The following is a 19,461-nucleotide window of genomic DNA, read 5'->3' on the forward strand; positions in this document are numbered from 1 at the left end:
TAAATTCTCCTAAACTAGCCGCGTAAGCTATTGTAATAACTGCGAACGTGTGCAGTTTCTTGATAGCCATTTGCACTCTTAGTGCTGACATTGTTTTCACTTGCTTGAGCTACACTCACGCCTGTTGCGGCGATTGCGACACCTGCGGTGCCACCAATGGTGAGCGCTTTCAGCAAAGATCTGCGGTTCAGATCAGGCTGTTGCTTCTTCATCTTTACTCCTGGTAGAACGGAATACTCTGGTTATATATCAAGGTGCTTTATACTTTTTGCCACGTCTGCCGCGTTAACAGCATGTTAATAAGTGACCTTAAAAAATGGACCATATCCATCGATAAAAAACACCCAACAAATTGCCCGCTAAATATAAAGAAAAATGTAGTTATAAAAGTTGATCTAAACAGGGTAAAAACGGCGGATATGAGCAGATTTACTAAGAAGTGTTAAGCAGAACATGTTTGTCAAAAGCAGATTGATAAACGCCGCTAAATTTGACGCCAAAGTGGTGCAAAAAATGTTTAACAACATGTAACAACTACAGCAGGTTATTAAGCACGAACAACTGAGAATGATTAGCAGTAAGTAGTCAGCCGACACATTTTTCAAGGGCATTAAACAGGTAAATTTGAACGGCAAATATGGCTTAAAATTACTCTCTTATAATAACTGCAAAAAATCGATGATTAAGGGGCGGTAAATTGCGTGATTTCTGGGTGAGTTTTTCATGCTAATACGTCGACTTGGCAATGCCATTATTATTCAAGACAAATCCGATTTTTCCAATGTAAAAAACAAAAATGCCTCGACACTGTCGAGGCATTTTTATCAACGAGCTCTAATTAATCTTTATAGACAATAGAGTTGTTCTCTTTGATTTCGTCGTACCAAACATTGTGGTGCTGTGCAGCCCAGTTTTCATCACAGTAACCAGACACCATACACTCCATACCACCTTCACTCAGTACCGTTGCCATCCAAATATGGACAATAGTAAAGGCGATAATAATGATGGCACTAATTGCATGGATCAACAGTGCAGCCATTGAAGCTTCACGCGGTAGATCAAGACCTGGCAATACCAACATTAATCCAGAAGCGGCAATAAATAAGCCGAATATAGTTAATGACCAAAACCACATCTTCTCACCAGCGTTAGCAAAACCACTATCAGGATGCTGACCTTTAAATGGGCCAAAATTGATGTAACCACCAACGACTAGGAACCATTTAAGATCGTACATCTTGAAAGTCTGCATAGGCATCCATTTCACAACACATAGAACCCAAGATACAATAAATACAGGTCCAACCCAGTCATGAATGAACTTACTACCATAAATCAGGCTAGCCCACAGGCCTTCTCCGATATACGGTTGCAGCACATGTTTACCTAACATGATGTTAAGACCAGTGAAAATCAACACCATACAAGATGACGCTAATACCCAATGGATCCACAAATCAGCTTTGGTCCAACGTAGTACCATTTTGCCTGAAAAACCCTTACTTAGTTTAGAAGGGCCATTCACTAGGTAGAAAAATAGAAACGCAACAAACACACCGACAACGGTGAGCCCCATAACGGGAGTTAAATACTGGTTTCTAACATCCTTGCCTTGGTTACCGGCAACATTGATCAGCACACCTGGCTCAATTCCTTGAGCAGTTGTAAAACCTGAGTCACCCGCTTTTACCGCGCGCCAAAGATCAGCTTCGCTGGTTTTACCCGCTTGCTGCTGGCTATTTTGATCATCCGCTGCTATTGCTGATGTACTCAATCCTAGTCCCATCGATAACACGAGCGGGATAACTAGCATTGCGAACAAGCTGCGCAGTGATTTCATAGACATATTCACTCCTTAATTGGGTTATGCACCAAGGTGCATAACCCTATTCAGCCCTAGCCAGTCGTTGGGGTATAACCCCATATCGCACCAGGGTTGCCTCTAGCAGCAATACGCTCACGGTAGATATCAGATACGACGCCGGCATCACCCGCTAACAGCGCTTTTGTTGAACAAAGCTCTGCACACATAGGTAGTTTACCTTCGGCAATACGGTTTGCTCCATACTTCTGACGCTCCGCATCTGAATGTGTCTCTTCTGGGCCGCCGGCACAGAAAGTACACTTATCCATTTTGCCGCGACTACCAAATGCAGTCTTCTTAGGGAACTGAGGCGCTCCGAAAGGACATGCATAGAAGCAGTAACCACAACCGATACAGGTGTCTTTATCGTGTAGTACAATCCCGTCTTCAGTACGGTAGAAACAATCTGCTGGACAGACTGCCATACAAGGTGCATCAGTACAGTGCATACATGCCACTGAAATTGACGCTTCACCTGGCTCACCATCATTGATGGTAACTACGCGACGACGTTGAATGCCCCACTCTAGCGCGGCATCGTTTTCGTTTTTACAAGCAGTGACACAACCGTTACACTCGATGCAGCGTTTGGTGTCACATAAGAATTTCATGACTGCCATAATGGCTTATCTCCTCATCAAGTTAATTAGGCTTTGCTGATCTGACACAAGCTAGACTTAGTCTCTTGCATCTGAGTCACAACGTCATAACCGTAGGTCATTACAGTATTGGCTGCTTCGCCAATAACGTAAGGAACTGTACCTTCTGGATAGTTCTTCTCTAGGCTCTTGCCTTCGAATACACCCGCAAAGTGGTATGGCATGAAACACTCACCAGCGATAACTCGTGGAGTTACCATCGCCTTAACTGTGATTTTTGCCCCTTCAGGGCTATGAACGAACACATCATCACCATCACGTAGACCGCGATCCGCTGCATCGGCAGGGTTGATCTCGATAAACATCTCTTGCTGTAATTCTGCAAGCCATGGGTTAGAACGTGTTTCTTCACCACCACCTTCGTACTCAACCAGTCGACCCGTTGTCACTGCTAGTGGGAAGTCCTTAGCAAAATCTTTATCTTGAATAGACTTATAAAGGGTTGGTAGGCGTGCAACCATGCGATCTTCGTACGTTGGGTACTTAGCAACCAAGTCACGACGCGGCGTATAAAGTGGCTCACGATGCAATGGAATATCATCAGGGAAGTTCCATACGATACAACGCGCTTTTGCGTTACCGTAAGGCATACAACCATGCTTAATTGCCACTCGCTGAATACCACCGGAAACATCAGTTTTCCAGTTCTTACCTTCCGCATCCACTTTCTCTTCAGCAGTTAGATCATCCCACCAGCCAAGTTGCTTAAGCATCTTGTCAGTAAACTCTGGATAACCATCTTGGATTTCACTGCCCTTCGAGTAAGAACCTTCAGCCAGAATGTTAACGCCGTTATGTTCAACACCATAACGTGCACGGAAGTTACCACCACCGTTTTTAACTTCACGACCAGTACGGTACAAGATCTGAGAACCAGGATGTTTCATCTCTGGCGTGCCCCAACAAGGCCAAGGCAACCCGTAAGTCTCGCCTCGCGCTGGACCACCTGGTGCTTCAAGCGATTTAATATCGAAAGTGCCCCAGTTTTCTTGGTGCATCTTTAAGCGTTCAGGGCTTTGGCCGGTGTAACCAATGGTCCACATACCACGGTTGAATTCACGGGTCATATCTTCAATCAATGGCTCATCGCCATTCACTTTAATATGCTTACAGAATTCACCTTCGATACCCCATTTCTTCGCTAGCTTGTACATGATCACATGGTCAGGCTTAGACTCGAATAGTGGTTCAATAACTTGTGAACGCCACTGCAGTGAGCGGTTAGACGCTGACACAGAACCGTAAGTTTCAAACTGAGTGGATGCGGGTAGTAAGTAAACGCCATCAGTGCGCTCGTGCATAACACCTGCCATTGTTGGGAATGGATCCACAACAACCACTGTATCCATCTTGTTCAATGCTTCACGCACTTCACGACCACGAGTTTCAGTGTTAACTGATTGGCCCCAGAAGAATGACATACGAATGTTATCTTTCTGCGCAATCTTAGATTTGTCTTCAAGTACACCATCATGCCAACGTGAACATGGAATACCTGTTGATGTCATTGGGTCTTGGCCTAGACGCTGCTCTTGATCAAAGCGGTTCTTAACCCACTCATAATCTAAGTCCCAAACTTTACACCAGTGCTTCCAAGAACCCGTCTTAAGACCGTAGTAACCAGGTAGCGTATCGAACAATAGACCAAAGTCAGTTGCACCTTGCACGTTATCGTGACCACGGAAAATGTTAGTACCACCACCTGAAACCCCCATGTTACCCAGGGCTAACTGAAGGATACAGTACGAACGAGTGTTGGCGTTACCGACGTGATGCTGAGTACCACCCATACACCAAACAATCGTACCCGGTTTGGTTTCAGCTAAAAGCTTAGCCACGCGGTACATCTGCTCTTTCGGAACACCTGCAACATTTTCAACTTCAGCAGGATCATATTTCTTAACTTCTTCGCGGATACGTTCCATACCGTAAACACGCTCAGCAATGAAACTTTTATCTTCCCAGCCATTTTCAAAAATGTGCCATAACAGACCATAAATGAACGGAATATCGGTACCAGGGCGAATATGCACGAACTCGTCAGACTTAGCTGCAGTTCGGGTGAATCGAGGGTCGACAACGATAATTTTCGCGCCGCGCTCTTTACCTTCCAAGATATGTTGCATTGCAACTGGGTGAGCTTCACAAGGGTTAGAGCCAATAAACAGCATGGCTTTAGAGTTACGCATATCGTTGAAAGAGTTGGTTTGCGCACCATAGCCCCAAGTGTTTGCAACACCGGCTACAGTGGTAGAGTGACAAATACGTGCAGAGTGGTCGACGTTGTTCGTGCCCCACATCGCAGCAAATTTGCGATACATATATGCTTGTTCATTAGAGAACTTTGCGCTACCCATGAAGAATACTGAATCTGGACCTGATTCTTTACGGATATCTAACGCTTGTTGGCCAACTTCTTCAATGGCTTGATCCCATGAAAGACGCTTCCACTTTCCGCCTTCTAGCTTCATTGGATATTTAAGACGTTTTTCACCATGGCCGTGCTCACGCAGTGCAGCACCTTTTGCACAGTGTCCACCTGCGTTAAATGGATGGTCAAACGCTGGCTCTTGCCCTGTCCATACACCATTTTGAACTTCAGCATAAATACCACAGCCCACTGAACAGTGAGAACAGATAGTACGTTTTACTTCAGTTGGCGCGCTGTATGGGACATCTTTTGCTTCTGCTTTACGCATCATTCCTGCGCCAAGCATTGATGCCGCAGCAATACCACCCGTCGCGAGGCTCGCAGACTTGAGGAATTGACGGCGGTTTAAACCTAAGACAGCCTTAGAACTTGTAGCTGCTTGGTCTGTTTTGCGGGTTAATCGCATCACACACTCTCCTTTAATTATTGACTACGAAACGCTTATTTACTGCGTAACGAGGCGTAATAACTACGAACATGATCGGACTCTTGGTAGCCATCGCCTTTTGCTGCAGGTGCAGCTTCAGGTGTCGCAGCCACTGCTTGACCACTCGCTGTCGCCACAACGCCTGCGGCGCTGCCGATAGCCAATGCTTTTAGCAATTGACGACGACCCATGTCGGAAGCTTGCTTCTTCATAGTGTCTCCTTTGGATTACAGATATTGAGATAATGGGTTTAAGTAGCTAAACGCATCACTCGATTAAGTTAGGGATAACTCCCTGTTTTTGTCTACGCCTGCCAAGCTAATTGCTCAACAGGCGTAAATACTGCTGACACCAACAAATTACTTATGAAGCTAATTCGTTAGTGCTTGGTTCAATCTTTTCCGCTTCACTACCAGGGCAGTTAACTGGAATATTTAAACTTAACTGTTCAAATTCATTGGCTTCGATAACAAAAAAGGCTTTTGCAAGTTCCGCTACCGTGGCATAAAACGCCGCACTTGGGGTTTTTGCCAATGCATCACAAAAACGAGCTATCCAACTGCCCATATGGCGTTGATAGAAAGCTAGCTGGCGGTAACCCGGCGCCTCTAGAATCAAGGTGCCCATCACTTCGCATAATGCAGCAACATGATCTTCTGGTTCTTTAACTTCCTCTTCACGCTCAAAACCAAGCTGCATAAGGTCGTTACGCAATAAAGCTAATGGCTTATCCATCAGTGAACCAGTCATGAACCAGCTACCGTAAGGTAGGATTTCACCGCTACCGACACCGAGGAAAATATTAAAATACTCATCCTCTAGCTGCTCTGATGTGAACTGTTCTGCCGCCAACTTGAGTCCAACCCAAGCTTTAGTCATGTCGCTATCATCGTTAGCGTCAATATCTAAACCTGCTAAGAACTGCAATAACTCGGTGCTTGGCTGGCGACGTAATAGTGCCGCTAATAACTGATAAATATCGGCTCTTAGCTGGTCATTTTCTGAAACTTCTCTTACTAATTCGGTCATGGCTAAACTCTTATCGCAGTTGCTTTTCAGGATCTTGAAGAATGTCTTCAAACATGTCTTTTACTCGACAGTCGCCGCACATTTTTAAACGCTGAGTGTTGGCACTGAAGGCACTGTGGGTTCCTACCACTTCTATCATCCGTTTGACCATGGATTGGGTTGCGAACGGTGTGCCGCAACTAATACATTCAAACGGGGCTTCCTCATGTAGGGTTTGACGCTCTTGGCGAGCAGCTTTATCAAAATTAACCTGCGGAGTTAAGCTGATCACTTTTTCAGGACAACCCGCTTCGCATAAACCACATTGCACACAGTCTTGTTCAACAAAGTGTAGTGCAGGTAGGTCACCACCGTCGGTTAACGCACCAGTAGGACAAGTCGCGACACAAGACATACACAAGGTGCAGCTCTCAGCATTAACACTAACTCGGCCGTAAGGAATATTGCTTTGAGACAAACAAGTATCGACTGATGCCGCTTGCTCATTAAGGTGGTCGACAGCAGCGAAAATGGTTTCACGCTTAGTCGTCGCGCTAAATTCTGCCGGTACAATCACTGGCCAGCTAGCACTCGTGGTGAGTAACTCAGCAAGCTCATCTGCACCCGCTTCTGTTAAGTGGTTTTCGGTGATTAAACTAATGCGGCGCGGCTGACCCATCTCATCGAGGATGTCATTGGCTAATGCTAGTTCACCATTAAGCATCTGGGTTAAGGTTGGCGCAGTTGCGTCAGTATTCAGGATCAAGATTTGACGAGCGCCCCAAGCAAGAGACGACATCCAATGATCGATACTAGCAACCGTGATTTCTTCCAACTCTACAGGAATGATATCGCCCACTAATTGCTCAGTGATTAGCTCGGCACCTTTGCCAATGTCATGGAATAACACCACTGGAGCTACTTGCGCTTGTGAACGGAAGCGTGTCACCAGTTTATTAAGGTAGTTATGCATCGATTGGGGCGTTGGCAGGTCATAACTGATTGCGCCAGTAGGACAAGCGTTGGTACAGCTACCTGCACCATGACATAGGTAAGGGTCGATTTCGATTTTCTTTTCTACGCTAGCAATCGCATCTGCTGGGCAGAAATTCAAACAACGATTACAGCCTTCGTTACCATTGCGACTATGAGCACAGATCTCGCTATTAACCTTTATATAGCGTGGCTTATCGAACTCACCAATAAGATCAGGCAGTTGCGCTAAGGCATCAGCTAACTTTGCTTCATCTTGGCCAACGTAAAAGTAGCCTGGTGGTAGCATCTCTAAGTTAATGCATGGGCTCATGCTTAAATCGAGGATTAGATCAAAGTGTGCCTTACGAATCGCCACAACACTTAAATCAGCATTACTGTCTTCATTTTCGACTTTAACCTGGAACTGGCCGAGAAAGCCTTTGATTTCAATAAGCTTGTTGTAAAAGCTCTCAACATCTTCAGCCGCATTCATCACCTTCTCAAGATGAGCTTCATCTTGGCTAGTGATGGCTTCGTTAGCCAAAATGGCACACTTGCCCATATGGGACAATTTGTCGGCTGCTAAGCGAGCCAAATCTTCTGGCCCGATCACGAGCACATTGCCCTCGGTGGTGTAGCTTACGGTCGGTGGAATTAGGTTTTGGATAACCTGCGTTCCAGCAAGGACCTGTTGTCGAACTTCTTTGAGTCCAACTTGCGTTTCACGATTGCTCACATTGCGTTCCTGAACAGTTCTTTGGCTGTTTCTGTACGTAGAGTCGCTGTTTATTATAATGCGCTAAATTAATGCGCCAGCTTTACCTTAAGTACAGCAATTCACATACCAAATTTGTGGAATTAAAAACACTCTAGAGTGACGTTAAACAACTTTGTTATTAGTGTCGTCATGGTGTTCTGGTTCATTTTGGGACAGTTGCTCATCATCCCCGTCCAAAATGTCCGATACCATTTCGGTATCGCTAACAGCTTCAACTTGAACAGTTTCTTCGGTACTGGTCATCTCATCTGACTCGAGTGCCAAAGCTTCTTCGTTCTCCTCCTCATCGTCTTTTTCTTTAACAACATGGCGGAATACTTTCTTTGCGAGTTCAGCCGACACTTCCGCAGATAATTTAGGCTGATTACTGTAATCGAGTGCGTATTCGAGCAAACCGTCGATTTCGCTATAATGTGGCTGCTTCCAGAGGGCTTTTAACGCCGCAGATTTTGCCGCCGGGTCAACATTGGCCCCCATGAAGCTGGCAAAGCTGCCGCCGACTTCAATTTTTTCCGGATCAGGTAAATCCTCTGCAGTAAGCAGCTGCGCCTCATCAGATTCAACAACTTCAGCAGTCGTATTTTCTGCTGAAGCTGGCTGTTTTACGGCCTCGTCTGCTTCGACCTGTGTTTCAACAGTAACAGGGGTTTCTATTTCTGCTTCAGCTTCCTGCTCTACTTTTTGTCGACGCAGATTCCAGCGCGACAGTAAGCCACTCATGAGTTACCTGCAAAATGGTTAGTGCTTGGACCTTCATTTTTACGGCGATTCACATGTTTCTGGCGACGATGAGCTCTAATTTCAACTTCACCGTGACGAGTAATAAAGGCTTCAATCCAGCAAGCGATAGCTTGTGGCATTGGAATATTAAGCACTGGGGTGTCACCCTCTAGGCAACCCGCAGCGACATTTTGGTCGGCTGAGATAGCTGCAGGGATCCAATCACCTTCAAGGTTTTCGTCACAAACGATGTATAACATGGCGTTATCCATGTCGATATTGATACGGTAGCTACCGCGCTCGTCTTTATGCAGCTCAAGCAAGACAAGTTTTGCACCTTCTGGTGCGGCGTGGGTTGCAGGAAGCATTTGGTCAACTTCCCACTGTACTGAGGTCCATCTTCCGACTTGCTTCTCAATTTTTTTAAGAGAAACGTACATTGGCCATTGGCTTTCGGTATGTTGCATTCAGTCTCCGTCTTGCCTGAGATGGCTGCCTGGTTGGCAGTCCAACTAAATAGATACTCCTCTAGTGAAGCAATATGTGTGCCACACAATAACAATATAATAATTTGAACTAGATCAACTATTCCCACCAAAGATTAGGACATTTTGTCCAGAACGCAATCAACAATAGGACATAAATGGGCGACACCAACCCCATAAGTGTGATCTGTAGCTAACTTATATCCCCCTAAAATTAGGTACAGATATTGCTTACCAATAACGGTAACTAAAATTCCTTAACTGATGACGGGTCTTATGACAGCAAACAAGAGCAACCCAACTTTAATCAAAACCGACACCGAAGTACCGCTAACTATTGCGGTCAAAGCCGTCAATGAAAAAGGCGAACAGGTCGACAAATTTATTGCTTGTGAGCGCCCATTAACTGTTTATTTAAACTGGCGCCCAATCGTAACGTTAATGACCTTAGGGGCTAGGGCCGAAGCTTTATCATTAGGTTATCTTAAAAATCAAGGCTTTATATCTGACTTAAGTCAGCTTGAATCAGTAATAGTCGATTGGGATGTTAACTCAGCTGCGATTTTAACCAGTGAAAAGACTGATGATTTAGATGAAAAACTATCAGAAAAAACCGTCACCTCAGGCTGCGGTCAAGGCACGGTTTATGGTGGCTTTATGGCAGGTCTCGATGAAATAAATCTGCCGACACCTCAAATCAAACAAAGCATGATCTATAGCCTACTTAAAAACATCAGTGCCTATAACGAAACTTATAAAAATGCCGGAGCTGTGCATGGTTGCGGTTTATGCCAAGGTGATCAAATCAAAGGCTTCGTTGAAGATGTGGGTCGCCATAATGCCGTTGACACACTAGCTGGGGAGATGTGGTTGAATCAAGATTTTGGCCACAACAAGCTGTTTTACACCACAGGGAGACTCACTTCTGAGATGGTAATTAAAGTCGCTAAAATGGGCATTCCAGTGCTACTTTCCCGTAGCGGCGCAACCCAAATGGGGCTAGAACTCGCGCAAAAGCTCGGGATCACTATGATTGCACGAGCTAAAGGTCGTCATTTCTTGGTTTATAACGGTGCTGAGAATATTGAATTCGATGCAATTTAGTCATTCACGTCAACAAGCTAAGACGATTTTTTGCCACAAGGATTCAAAATGACTGAGCCTACAGAACTTATTTACATGAGTGCCAGACAGGTATCTGAGTATTTAGATCTGAATGAGAAAAAAGTTTACTCGATGGCTAATGACCGTATTTTACCTGCGACCAAAATCACCGGTAAATGGTTGTTCCCTAAAATATTGATTGACCGCTGGGTGATGGATTCTTGCCATAGTGGTATGCTCTCCGACCGGATGCACATTACAGGCAGTGATGATCCACTGTTATCCATGCTCGTTGCGCGCATGATGTCGCAAGTTGGTAAGAGTGAACTGATCAGCTATAGCTCTACAGGCTCTCGTTTAGGCTTAGATCTGCTGTCTCGTGGCTATGCCGATGTGTGTACATTGCATTGGGGTAGTGTTGAAGAGCGTGGCGTACGCCACCCAGCATTACTGCAGGGATATGCAAACCATCAACAATGGGTAATGGTGCACGGCTATACCCGTAAACAAGGGCTAATGATGCGCGCCGATATGCATCATCGTTGCCAAGAGTTGGACAAAATATCCCAACAGTCTTGGCGCTGGGTAGCAAGACAAGCAGGTGCGGGTAGCCAACAACATTTAGAGCAATGGTTAATGAAGCAGGGAGCAACATTTGACCAATTAAACTCAAGTTTAGTTGCCCAAAGTGAGCGCGAACTGGCTGGGTACATCGCTCGTAATGACGCTGACATAGGGTTTGGCTGTCAGTCTGTTGCGCTTGAAAGTGGCTTGAGCTTTGTGCCGTTAGTGACGGAGTCTTTTGACTTTGTTATGCCGCAAGGGATCTACTTTAGACGTCAGTTGCAGCGGTTATTCAACTTACTAGCTGAACCCCAATCACAGCAACTAGCTGCAACATTAGGTGGTTATGATTTAACAGACTGCGGAAAAATTCTTTGGAATGGACAAGCATAAGTCATCCGACTAAAAGATGAAGTAAAACATCAAAATGGTCTACAAGCAGTGCCTTGATGAAATACCATTTGCCATACATCTTTATGTTTGCGCCAGATTGAGCTTCTCATAGAAAAACTAGTGATGTTCTCATCTGCTTTTTTTAATTTAGCACGATAGAGAACCTGGCAGACACCTTCACTCAACTCTCTAACTTCAAAGTGGCTGGTTTCAATTAATGGAGCCCTTTCATCTGGCAAGCGTGATAACACTTCACGCTTGCCAAAGCTGCATCCTGAAGCGGCAAACTCCAAAAAGTCATCACTAATCAAGCGCTCTAATTCTGCCCGAGACGATCTCACCTCCGCCTTTTGCAAATACAGCTCTAGTTCAACCAGTAAGTTTTCCAACTTGAAGTTCATAATGCTACCCAGACGACTAAAATAACTGCGCTTCGAGCCAGTTGCGCGCCAATCCCCATACATTGAACACAAAAATGCCACTGAATTGATAACAGGTATTACGCATTAAGCAAATAATCCATTCAAGTCAGTTATATTGCTATAAGTTTAGGATAAGATTTTAAAAAATTGAAATCATTCAGCCAGTTATTTTGGCAGTCCGTTGCAATATTGGGAAGACTGCGGCGCTCTGCTAACGCAACTCACGGTATTTTTGCCATAACAGCTGCTGCTCTGCCGTTAAAAAAGTCCAAGCTAAAATGCGGGTGATTTTGTTGCCTTGGTGCATATCAATCACCCTCACCTCATGGACTTTTAGTTTCTGCAACATAGCTTGGGCAGGTTGTAAATTTTCTTTTTTAGAAACTAAAGTGGTGAACCATAAACATTGGTTAGCAAATAATTGGCTTTCGTTAATCATGTTATGAAGAAACTGCCTTTCACCGCCATCACACCAAAGTTCTGCTTTCTGGCCGCCAAAGTTAAGGACTGCAGTATCTATATTGGTTGGTTTCGTTGCCCCTTTTTGACCCGATTTAGCGGCACGGTTGGCCGCCAAATTAGTCAGTTTTCTCGCTGTGCCTGCATTGGCTTCGGCAAGCGATGCATGAAAAGGTGGATTACACAAAGTGACATCAAAACGATCGTCTGGGTTGATAATCCCACTAAATACATGTTGTGGATCTCTTTGTAAGCGGCAACTCAATTTTCGACTTATTTTAGGGTTTCGAGCAAATATCTGCTGTGCATTATCTATGGATACAGGATCAACATCGCTACCGACAAATTGCCACCCATATGATTGGACTCCAAGTAGCGGGTAAATGACGTTTGCACCAGTACCAATATCTAATGCGCTAATTTTGTTACCTTTAGGGATCTGGCTTTTAGACGCTTTTTTTACAGCTAAAAGATCTGCAATATGGTGTATGTAATCAGCACGTCCTGGTATCGGCGGACACAGGAAGCCCTGCGGAATATCCCAGTAATCAACGCCATAATGATACTTAAGCAAGGCGGTATTAAGAGCTTTAACTGCATTAGGAGAGGAGAAGTCTATCGACAAGTTGCCAAAATCATTGGGGTTAACAAACGACTTAAGCGCATTATAGCTGCCAATGAGTGCTTCAAAATCATAACCCGTATTATGGAGGTTACGAGAGTGCATTCCCTTGTTTAGCCTTGCTGCCGCTTTAACTGGGATATTTGAGGTCAGATTACTGTCTGTTTTATTCATGTTCACTCAGCGCAATACATTGGCTATAACGAGGTAGATAATTGGGCTTTCACCTGCGTGATTGATCTTACAAAGGGAGTCAGCATTAGTTGTTATCAATACTGTTATTAAAGCTCATTAAGCTCCCAATGAATCCTGCATTTCCAAGCAGGATAGACAGAGATTAATCGTACAGATATTTAGTAAACAGCAGGTTCACCACCAACTCTTTACCGGTTTCTTGCTCTAACAGGCGATTGACCATTTGATAGCATTCGCGCCTAATCTCCTCTTTACCCGTTAGCGATTTCACCTTGTCTTCGGTTTGATTACCTAAGATCTCTACGATTGCCGCACGTAGTAGAGGGTCATGCCTTTCTAAACTAACCAAGTCTTCTGGCTTTTTAACCATTAACTCAACACTAAGCCTAACATAGCCTAGCTTGTTTCGATTCGATATATAGTTAGTGACGATTTCAGGCTCGAAACCGTAATAGGCGTACTCCTCTAGCGGCTTTTCGTCTGCAGCAAATAGGCTGAAACTGCTACTCAGGCCTAAGAGTAATATCGCAATAAATGTTCTCATTTGAAAAATGACTCCGTCGTCAACAAAAGATGAGATAGCTTCTCAATCAGTTTTCTTATCAAGTAGTCCCATCAGTTCAAGCCAGCAACGGCTACCTGAGTTGGCATTCGCATGCTAGACTGCTTCGGTTCTAGCATTGTACCGAGAATTAGATGACTGTGACTAGGTTAAGCTTTCCTTATGGTGAATCAATTAAGTGGATTTCACCAGACAAAATGACCAACTTGCCCTCTCCACCTTTTAAAGACTGGCTTTTAAGTAGCGGCAGTTTAACTAAAAAACTAAAAACACAATGCCAAGCGTTTGAAGTAAAAGTGCTTGGTGAAGACACATTATCACCACTGACCGATGAATACCCCACACAGCAACAGGTCTGGATCCGAGAAGTATTATTAGTGCTTGATGGCGTACCTTGGATTTTTGCTAGAACACTTATCCCTGGCCGCTTACTGGAAATAAAACAGCAAGACTTTTTGGGACTGGGTGTCAGACCGCTCGGGGAATTACTTTATTCGAAAGATGAGTTTACGCCTGGAAAAATCGAAGTCGCACATTTTGAAGCTTGTAGCAAAATAGCTAAACTCGCTCAATCTTTAGATCAAGATGTCAGCGGTGAACTTTGGGGGCGCCGACGTTATTTCGAGCACGCTCAAGAACAGCTGATAGTCAGTGAGATATTTCTACCAGCAGCTCAGCAAGCCATTACTGCACTCGGCCAATAACTGCGTGCTGAGGCATATACTCTATTTGCAATCGTTAACCTTGCTGGCGTCGATAACCGGCAAACACGCTTAACAGCAATAGCGATAAGATCCCTAAACTACCACCACCTGAGCCAGAACTACTCTTTTGGATGGTTGTATCCGCAGCAGCGGCAACGTTTATGGCAGCTGTCATAACACCGCTTTGACCTTGTTCATCAGTCACTGTTAGCGTCACGGTATAGCTTCCAGCGGTATAATTATGTGATGGGGATGCAACTGTGCTTGTTGCTCCATCGCCAAATTGCCACAAATAGCTGAGTTCGCCGCTTCCACCAGATGACGTATTGATAAATGCGACCGATAAATCACTGACAGTAAACGTGAACCCAACGTCAAGAGATGCTTGCACTATAACCGTTGTGCTATTAGTGAATTCAGTGCCGTTGCCATCGGTAACAGTAAGTGTCACTAAGTAGCTACCTGCATTGGCATATGTATAACTTGGCGCTGCTATAGTACTACCTGCATTGTCGACTCCAAAGTCCCATGCATACTGATAATCTCCATCTCCATCTCGGCCACTGACATTTGCGGTAAAGGTGACCTGGCCTCCTTGCTGATTTTGAGAAATAGTCGCGCTAAGCTCTCCCGGTGCAACAGCCAAACCTTTGTAGCTAAACTTCACCATAGCAGTGCTGCTATCTTCAGCCTGTGCCATCACTTCCATTGAAATGCCAAGCTCGGTCAGTACCATTCCCGATTCAGGTTGCAGCGGTGCCGAATAATCGGTGGAATCTTCAAACAGCTTATGTCCTGACAAATGTTCATCTTCTACCGTTCCAGATCTATAGAAAGACTGATTAAACAAACTAAATGCCGCATCACGCACTTGCACTTCAGTGGCTAAACTACCAATTAAGTTTTGGTCAGCATCCACCACGCCAATTAAGCTATAGCCTGCATGCTTGCTAACTTCATTACTGTTGTAATCTTCATTTTCAAACCAGAGTAATACGCCCGGATCGTAGCGCTGGCTGAGTAAACCTTTATCTACCCCCTGCTGACTTCGTAACTGCACGATGTAACGGCGATCTTTACCGGGTCGAGTATCAGTAACACGTAAAAAACCTGCATATACTGTGTCTGTAGCATTTTCAGCGCCGTCAAACAGCACTTGAGTCTCAGCCTGATTAATGGTGATATCGTCAATCACAATGCCATAATCACCAACCGCCTGATCGGTCACGTAGTTGATAGATAGTCGCACAGTGCGACCTGCATATGGACTAAGGTCATATTCCAACTCAACCCAGCCCTCACTCCCCTCTGCCGCCGCGAGAGTACTCGACTTTCCAGTAATAATATTGCGTGCGGAGTTTTGCGGATTACTTGCTTTGGTGTAATTACCAGCCAATGCAGTACCATCAACCATTACCTGAGCATAGTCATAATCAAGCTCTATATTCCAATGCGCCTTCATCAGCAATGTTAACGGGGTTACCGCCGGCAGAACCACATCAAATGACATTGCATGATTGATCATGTCGCCCTGTTCTGAATAGAATTGATACTCGCCGTTGTAGGGCGGTGTGAATGCTAATGGCGCAGCTGGAACAGCCATAGAGATCTGGTTGACCTGCTCATGATTTACCGCTTCAACTAGCGCCACATCCAGCCCGCTTGAATCTAATGTACTGAGTTGTACTTTTTGCTCTGAGACCCAATTACCTTGATATCGCTCTTGTAAGTACGAACGCGCATAGGGACTAAACCCGGTAGGCTCAGTGCCTCTTATCGCCCCGCCCCAGCTACCAGAAGCCATCACAGACCATAAGCCCACAAGCGAACCCTTGCCTTCACCGCTAATATCGTATTCGTCTGGCAACCCAAGATCATGACCAAACTCATGGACACATACACCCAATGTTGCGTCTATGGGTTGAATAGTATAACTACTCAGCATCATGCTACTGCCAGGGATGGTATAAGGGTTAATAGATGCACGATGGGACCAAATGGCATCGGCACCTAGCATGCCACCGCCAGTCTCCTCACCAATACTTGAGTGGAATATCATCACATGATCAATTGCGCCATCTGGTTCATCAAAGTTGCCGTTACCATTGATATCATAGGGATCTTCAATGTCATAAGTTGCCAGTTCGCTACTACTCATCTGCGCCACAGCTGCACTTAAAGCCTCTTTCACTAAATCAAGCGCGCCAATATCATTGTCAGTACTGTCATTACCGCCGTAAGTCGCAGCGTTATTCGCAGCGCGATACCAACCTTTGACATCGCCTGTAAAAAAGAAACTCCCACCGGATTCAGCTTGATAGTATTCATATCCCGTCATCAGCGTTTGCCCAGACGGTCCAGCGTAACCGTTAGTCGAGAACAACAAATTTTTATAATGCTCTGCGGGATAAGAGCTGTAATACATAGAGGTATCACTACTACTCAGGCCGTTATCATCATGGGGGAGATCGGGGAAATCAACGAGGACAGCTAATACCTTGACCGTTTTATTAGTAATCGATTGTGCTTGCGGTGCGGCAAAACTGACAAATTTATTAGTTTGTTTATCCTTTGTAGCACGTGCAGCCTCAAAACTAGCTTCTTGAAGGGATATCCTTTTAGGCCCTTTCGAGCGAGCAATAAACGCTTCAACAGCCTGTTCTTTTTCTGCATTAGAGGCGTTACTAGCAACCTCACCTCGTTTGATAAGCCAATAGAGCACTCGCTCTTTATCAACGATATTGGCATCAGCCGTTATACTATTCAACGGCGCAGCGAAAGCGATATTCATCATAAAGAAGCTACTAACGAGAAAGCTAATAATGACACTTTTTCGGACTAAAACTTTCATGTTATCGACTCCATTTGATGATATTTCTAACTGCATGGCCAACGCAATAAAGACAAAAGTTAACCCTTCATCAACAATCAGACCGCATTGTTGCGAAATAGTTTTCAACTTTATTTATCTATTTCGCCACATCTTATGCCATTAAAGGTTTGCAACATAGAACAGCTACCCAAAATAAAGCGAAAAATGGTTAATAGATTGCTACACGCTTGTATTGCGCAAATGGATTAACCACTCAGGTATAACCATGGTTTATCAATAAGTGAACATTAGCCCCATGCTCATCAACGGTCTCTATAATACTATTGCGTTTGCTTCAACCAAGTGTCATAGATCAGTAATAGTACCGTTGCTGACCAACTGAAATTAGTGCAATGCAGGCCTTCGCCCGTGATTGGGTTATAGTTTTCTCGGCTAGGGCTTTGACCAATAATACCCTCTCCCTCTGTGACTAATTGCAATACTAATGAATGCGCCTGCTCGTGATAGCCGTAGCGTGCAAGACCTTGTAAAACAAACAGTGATTGTTCTAACCAAACGGGACCTCGCCAGTATTGCGCTGCGGCAAAATTAGGACTATCAACACTAACGGTTGGGAATGGAGTTTTACTGCCAAACTCATTAGCAGTGAGATGTCGCTCAACCATGATTTTAGCTTGTGCTTTAGAAGCTACACCCGCCCATAATAGCAACCAGCCTTCAACGCCTTTACCCTTATCGATCATCAGCTCGCTGCCTGTCGCACTATAGCGAATATCATAGAAGAAGCCCGACTCTGGATCATACATTTGCATTTGGATCTGCTTGGCTAGCCGCTCTGCCTCAACATCCCACTTTTGGATATCAGCATTACGCTCAAGTACTTCAGCCATCTGTTGTAAAAAACGCTTTTCAGCATACAAATATGCATTCAGGTCAACAGACTCTTGTGATACAGAGTAGCCCACTAACTCGCCAGCTTGATGGTTTTGCCAAACCTGTAAGCTAGTGTCCGCATCAAATCTCGGGGCATTATCCATGCCAGACTCCCACGCAGCGGCCTCGATAATAGCTTCAACATTTACTGAACCATCTTCATTAATGTGAGCGGGGTGAAGATTAGCGCCATACTCCGCTAAACCATTGTCATTATTATCACGATTGCGATACCACCATTGATGGTAAGCAACCAGTTCGGGATACATCGCTTTAATGAATTCAATATCGTCATCTTGTTGGAAAGTCTGCCACACCGCCCAAGCAGCTAATGGAGGCTTACCATTGCGATCGTTCCAGTTGCCGCCCTCTCCCCCTCGCTGTGGATCTTTATTATAGAAAATGGCATAGGGAAGGTTGCCAGCATCTTGTGGCCGCACTTCATCTTGCTCAGTAAGTTGATAATCAAACATCGCCAGTACGTTCAATTTGGCCAATGCAGGTTCAAATCTTGCTACTGCAACGGCCTGTTTCCAGGTATCCCACGCCCACGCGCCGTTAAACCACTTGTAGGTAATTGAAGGGGTTATGCCATCATGTAGCAGTGCACCTGCTGGACTGCGCCAGTTATGTATGATGGTTTGCATGCTCTTCGCTGCAAGTTGACGAGCGGTTTTGTCGCCTCCATCAATTAGCTTATCCAATCTGTCCTGCCTACGGCGCGTATTGGCCGCAAGCTGTTGTGTTATCAAGCTCCAATCTGGAGCGTCGTGGGCTTTTTCCTCTTCGCCAGTATGGAAGTAACGTTGTGCACTTTTGAATAGATGAGATTTTTGAACGGGGATCGTGACTGGCTTTGCGATAGCTAAGTATCCTGACTGGGCATTGACTCTTATCAACATGTCACGGTCAAACCACAATTGATACTGTGCATCAGCCAATTGCATACGCCAAGTTTGCATTACAGGTTTAAAATACCAACTCACATGGTTATCAGTTGTTTCTACCTCTGCTATAAGTGATTGCTGTGGTTGCTCAGGGCGGCTAGCAAAAGGTTGGCCTCGCCACACGAGCTGCCATTGTTATTCACGATTTGAAAGGTTGGTTAGCTCAGTCATCACTGTGGCGGTGCGGTTATCGCTATAACTGAGTGTTAAACTGACTTCCTTATCAGACCAAATATAGGTCTGCATTAATCCATCAGGCTGGCTGTGTATATCGATACTCGCCGCACTATCAAAAGAGATGAACTCATCTGTAGTGACATTAATCAACTGCAATTTCTGCAAGCTGTCACTAAGGTGTAATACCAATTGCATT

At 44.8% G+C, this 19,461-nt stretch carries 17 protein-coding genes and 1 pseudogene; 3 read left to right on the forward strand and 15 right to left on the reverse strand.

All coding sequences use genetic code 11. The features are described from left to right. Nucleotides 1–14: 14 nt before the first annotated feature. From AB4238_RS06195 to AB4238_RS06235, 9 genes are all read right to left on the reverse strand, one after another. The gene (locus tag AB4238_RS06195; protein ID WP_101090110.1) at nt 15–212 is read right to left on the reverse strand and encodes a twin-arginine translocation signal domain-containing protein; all 198 of its coding nucleotides are present in this window, start codon (nt 210–212) and stop codon (nt 15–17) included. Nucleotides 213–838: 626 nt separating this feature from the next. Further along, the gene (locus tag AB4238_RS06200; protein ID WP_372032249.1) at nt 839–1,849 is read right to left on the reverse strand and encodes a formate dehydrogenase subunit gamma; all 1,011 of its coding nucleotides are present in this window, start codon (nt 1,847–1,849) and stop codon (nt 839–841) included. A 50-nt stretch (nt 1,850–1,899) separates the two neighbouring features. Further along, nucleotides 1,900–2,487, reverse strand: a complete 588-nt coding sequence (fdh3B, locus tag AB4238_RS06205) for a formate dehydrogenase FDH3 subunit beta (RefSeq protein ID WP_220737177.1) — start codon at nt 2,485–2,487, stop codon at nt 1,900–1,902. Between the two features lie 26 nt (nt 2,488–2,513). After that, nucleotides 2,514–5,363: a formate dehydrogenase subunit alpha gene (locus tag AB4238_RS06210; protein ID WP_372032251.1), complete on the reverse strand. Its 2,850-nt coding sequence runs from the start codon at nt 5,361–5,363 to the stop codon at nt 2,514–2,516. Nucleotides 5,364–5,398: 35 nt separating this feature from the next. Beyond that, complete coding sequence (locus AB4238_RS06215) at nt 5,399–5,596, reverse strand: twin-arginine translocation signal domain-containing protein (protein WP_372032253.1); 198 nt, start codon at nt 5,594–5,596, stop codon at nt 5,399–5,401. Between the two features lie 151 nt (nt 5,597–5,747). Beyond that, complete coding sequence (locus AB4238_RS06220) at nt 5,748–6,413, reverse strand: molecular chaperone (RefSeq protein WP_372032254.1); 666 nt, start codon at nt 6,411–6,413, stop codon at nt 5,748–5,750. A gap of 10 nt (nt 6,414–6,423) precedes the next feature. After that, on the reverse strand, nt 6,424–8,103 hold the full coding sequence (locus AB4238_RS06225) for a 4Fe-4S binding protein (RefSeq protein ID WP_372032256.1): 1,680 nt from the start codon (nt 8,101–8,103) through the stop codon (nt 6,424–6,426). A 144-nt stretch (nt 8,104–8,247) separates the two neighbouring features. Next, entirely contained in the window at nt 8,248–8,865 is a 618-nt protein-coding gene (locus AB4238_RS06230) for a DUF3306 domain-containing protein (protein WP_372032257.1), read from the reverse strand. Beyond that, the gene (locus AB4238_RS06235; protein ID WP_372032258.1) at nt 8,862–9,332 is read right to left on the reverse strand and encodes a DUF3305 domain-containing protein; all 471 of its coding nucleotides are present in this window, start codon (nt 9,330–9,332) and stop codon (nt 8,862–8,864) included. Before AB4238_RS06235 ends, AB4238_RS06230 begins: the two co-directional genes overlap by 4 nt. Before the next feature lie 294 nt (nt 9,333–9,626). On the opposite strand from AB4238_RS06235, the gene AB4238_RS06240 reads away from it, so the two are divergent. Together AB4238_RS06240 and AB4238_RS06245 are read left to right on the forward strand one after the other, a co-directional pair. Next, complete coding sequence (locus AB4238_RS06240) at nt 9,627–10,454, forward strand: formate dehydrogenase accessory sulfurtransferase FdhD (protein ID WP_372032259.1); 828 nt, start codon at nt 9,627–9,629, stop codon at nt 10,452–10,454. Nucleotides 10,455–10,502: 48 nt separating this feature from the next. Continuing rightward, complete coding sequence (locus AB4238_RS06245) at nt 10,503–11,411, forward strand: substrate-binding domain-containing protein (protein WP_371994199.1); 909 nt, start codon at nt 10,503–10,505, stop codon at nt 11,409–11,411. A gap of 29 nt (nt 11,412–11,440) precedes the next feature. On the opposite strand, the gene AB4238_RS06250 is transcribed toward AB4238_RS06245, so the two are convergent. The 3 genes from AB4238_RS06250 to AB4238_RS06260 form a co-directional block, all read right to left on the reverse strand. Then, nucleotides 11,441–11,812, reverse strand: coding sequence for a DUF4440 domain-containing protein (locus tag AB4238_RS06250; RefSeq protein WP_372032260.1), 372 nt, complete (start codon nt 11,810–11,812; stop codon nt 11,441–11,443). A 232-nt stretch (nt 11,813–12,044) separates the two neighbouring features. Next, nucleotides 12,045–13,088 carry a 23S rRNA (adenine(1618)-N(6))-methyltransferase RlmF gene (gene rlmF / locus AB4238_RS06255; protein WP_372032262.1) on the reverse strand — a complete coding sequence of 348 codons (1,044 nt, stop codon included), beginning with the start codon at nt 13,086–13,088 and terminating at the stop codon, nt 12,045–12,047. A gap of 163 nt (nt 13,089–13,251) precedes the next feature. After that, the gene (locus AB4238_RS06260; RefSeq protein WP_220737188.1) at nt 13,252–13,653 is read right to left on the reverse strand and encodes a flagellar basal body-associated protein FliL; all 402 of its coding nucleotides are present in this window, start codon (nt 13,651–13,653) and stop codon (nt 13,252–13,254) included. 152 nt (nt 13,654–13,805) lie between these two features. Here AB4238_RS06260 and AB4238_RS06265 point away from each other — a divergent pair, with 152 nt between their 5' ends. Next, entirely contained in the window at nt 13,806–14,375 is a 570-nt protein-coding gene (locus AB4238_RS06265) for a chorismate lyase (RefSeq protein ID WP_372032263.1), read from the forward strand. A 34-nt stretch (nt 14,376–14,409) separates the two neighbouring features. On the opposite strand, the gene AB4238_RS06270 is transcribed toward AB4238_RS06265, so the two are convergent. The 3 genes and pseudogenes from AB4238_RS06270 to AB4238_RS06280 form a co-directional block, all read right to left on the reverse strand. Further along, nucleotides 14,410–17,226: an immune inhibitor A domain-containing protein gene (locus AB4238_RS06270; RefSeq protein WP_372032265.1), complete on the reverse strand. Its 2,817-nt coding sequence runs from the start codon at nt 17,224–17,226 to the stop codon at nt 14,410–14,412. Nucleotides 17,227–17,528: 302 nt separating this feature from the next. After that, the gene (locus AB4238_RS06275; protein WP_372032267.1) at nt 17,529–19,211 is read right to left on the reverse strand and encodes an MGH1-like glycoside hydrolase domain-containing protein; all 1,683 of its coding nucleotides are present in this window, start codon (nt 19,209–19,211) and stop codon (nt 17,529–17,531) included. A 12-nt stretch (nt 19,212–19,223) separates the two neighbouring features. Then, a pseudogene (locus AB4238_RS06280) lies at nt 19,224–19,461 on the reverse strand (cell wall anchor protein); the annotation flags it as partial.

This window comes from Shewanella sp. 10N.286.45.A1 (assembly GCF_041470405.1).
Lineage (GTDB): Bacteria > Pseudomonadota > Gammaproteobacteria > Enterobacterales > Shewanellaceae > Shewanella.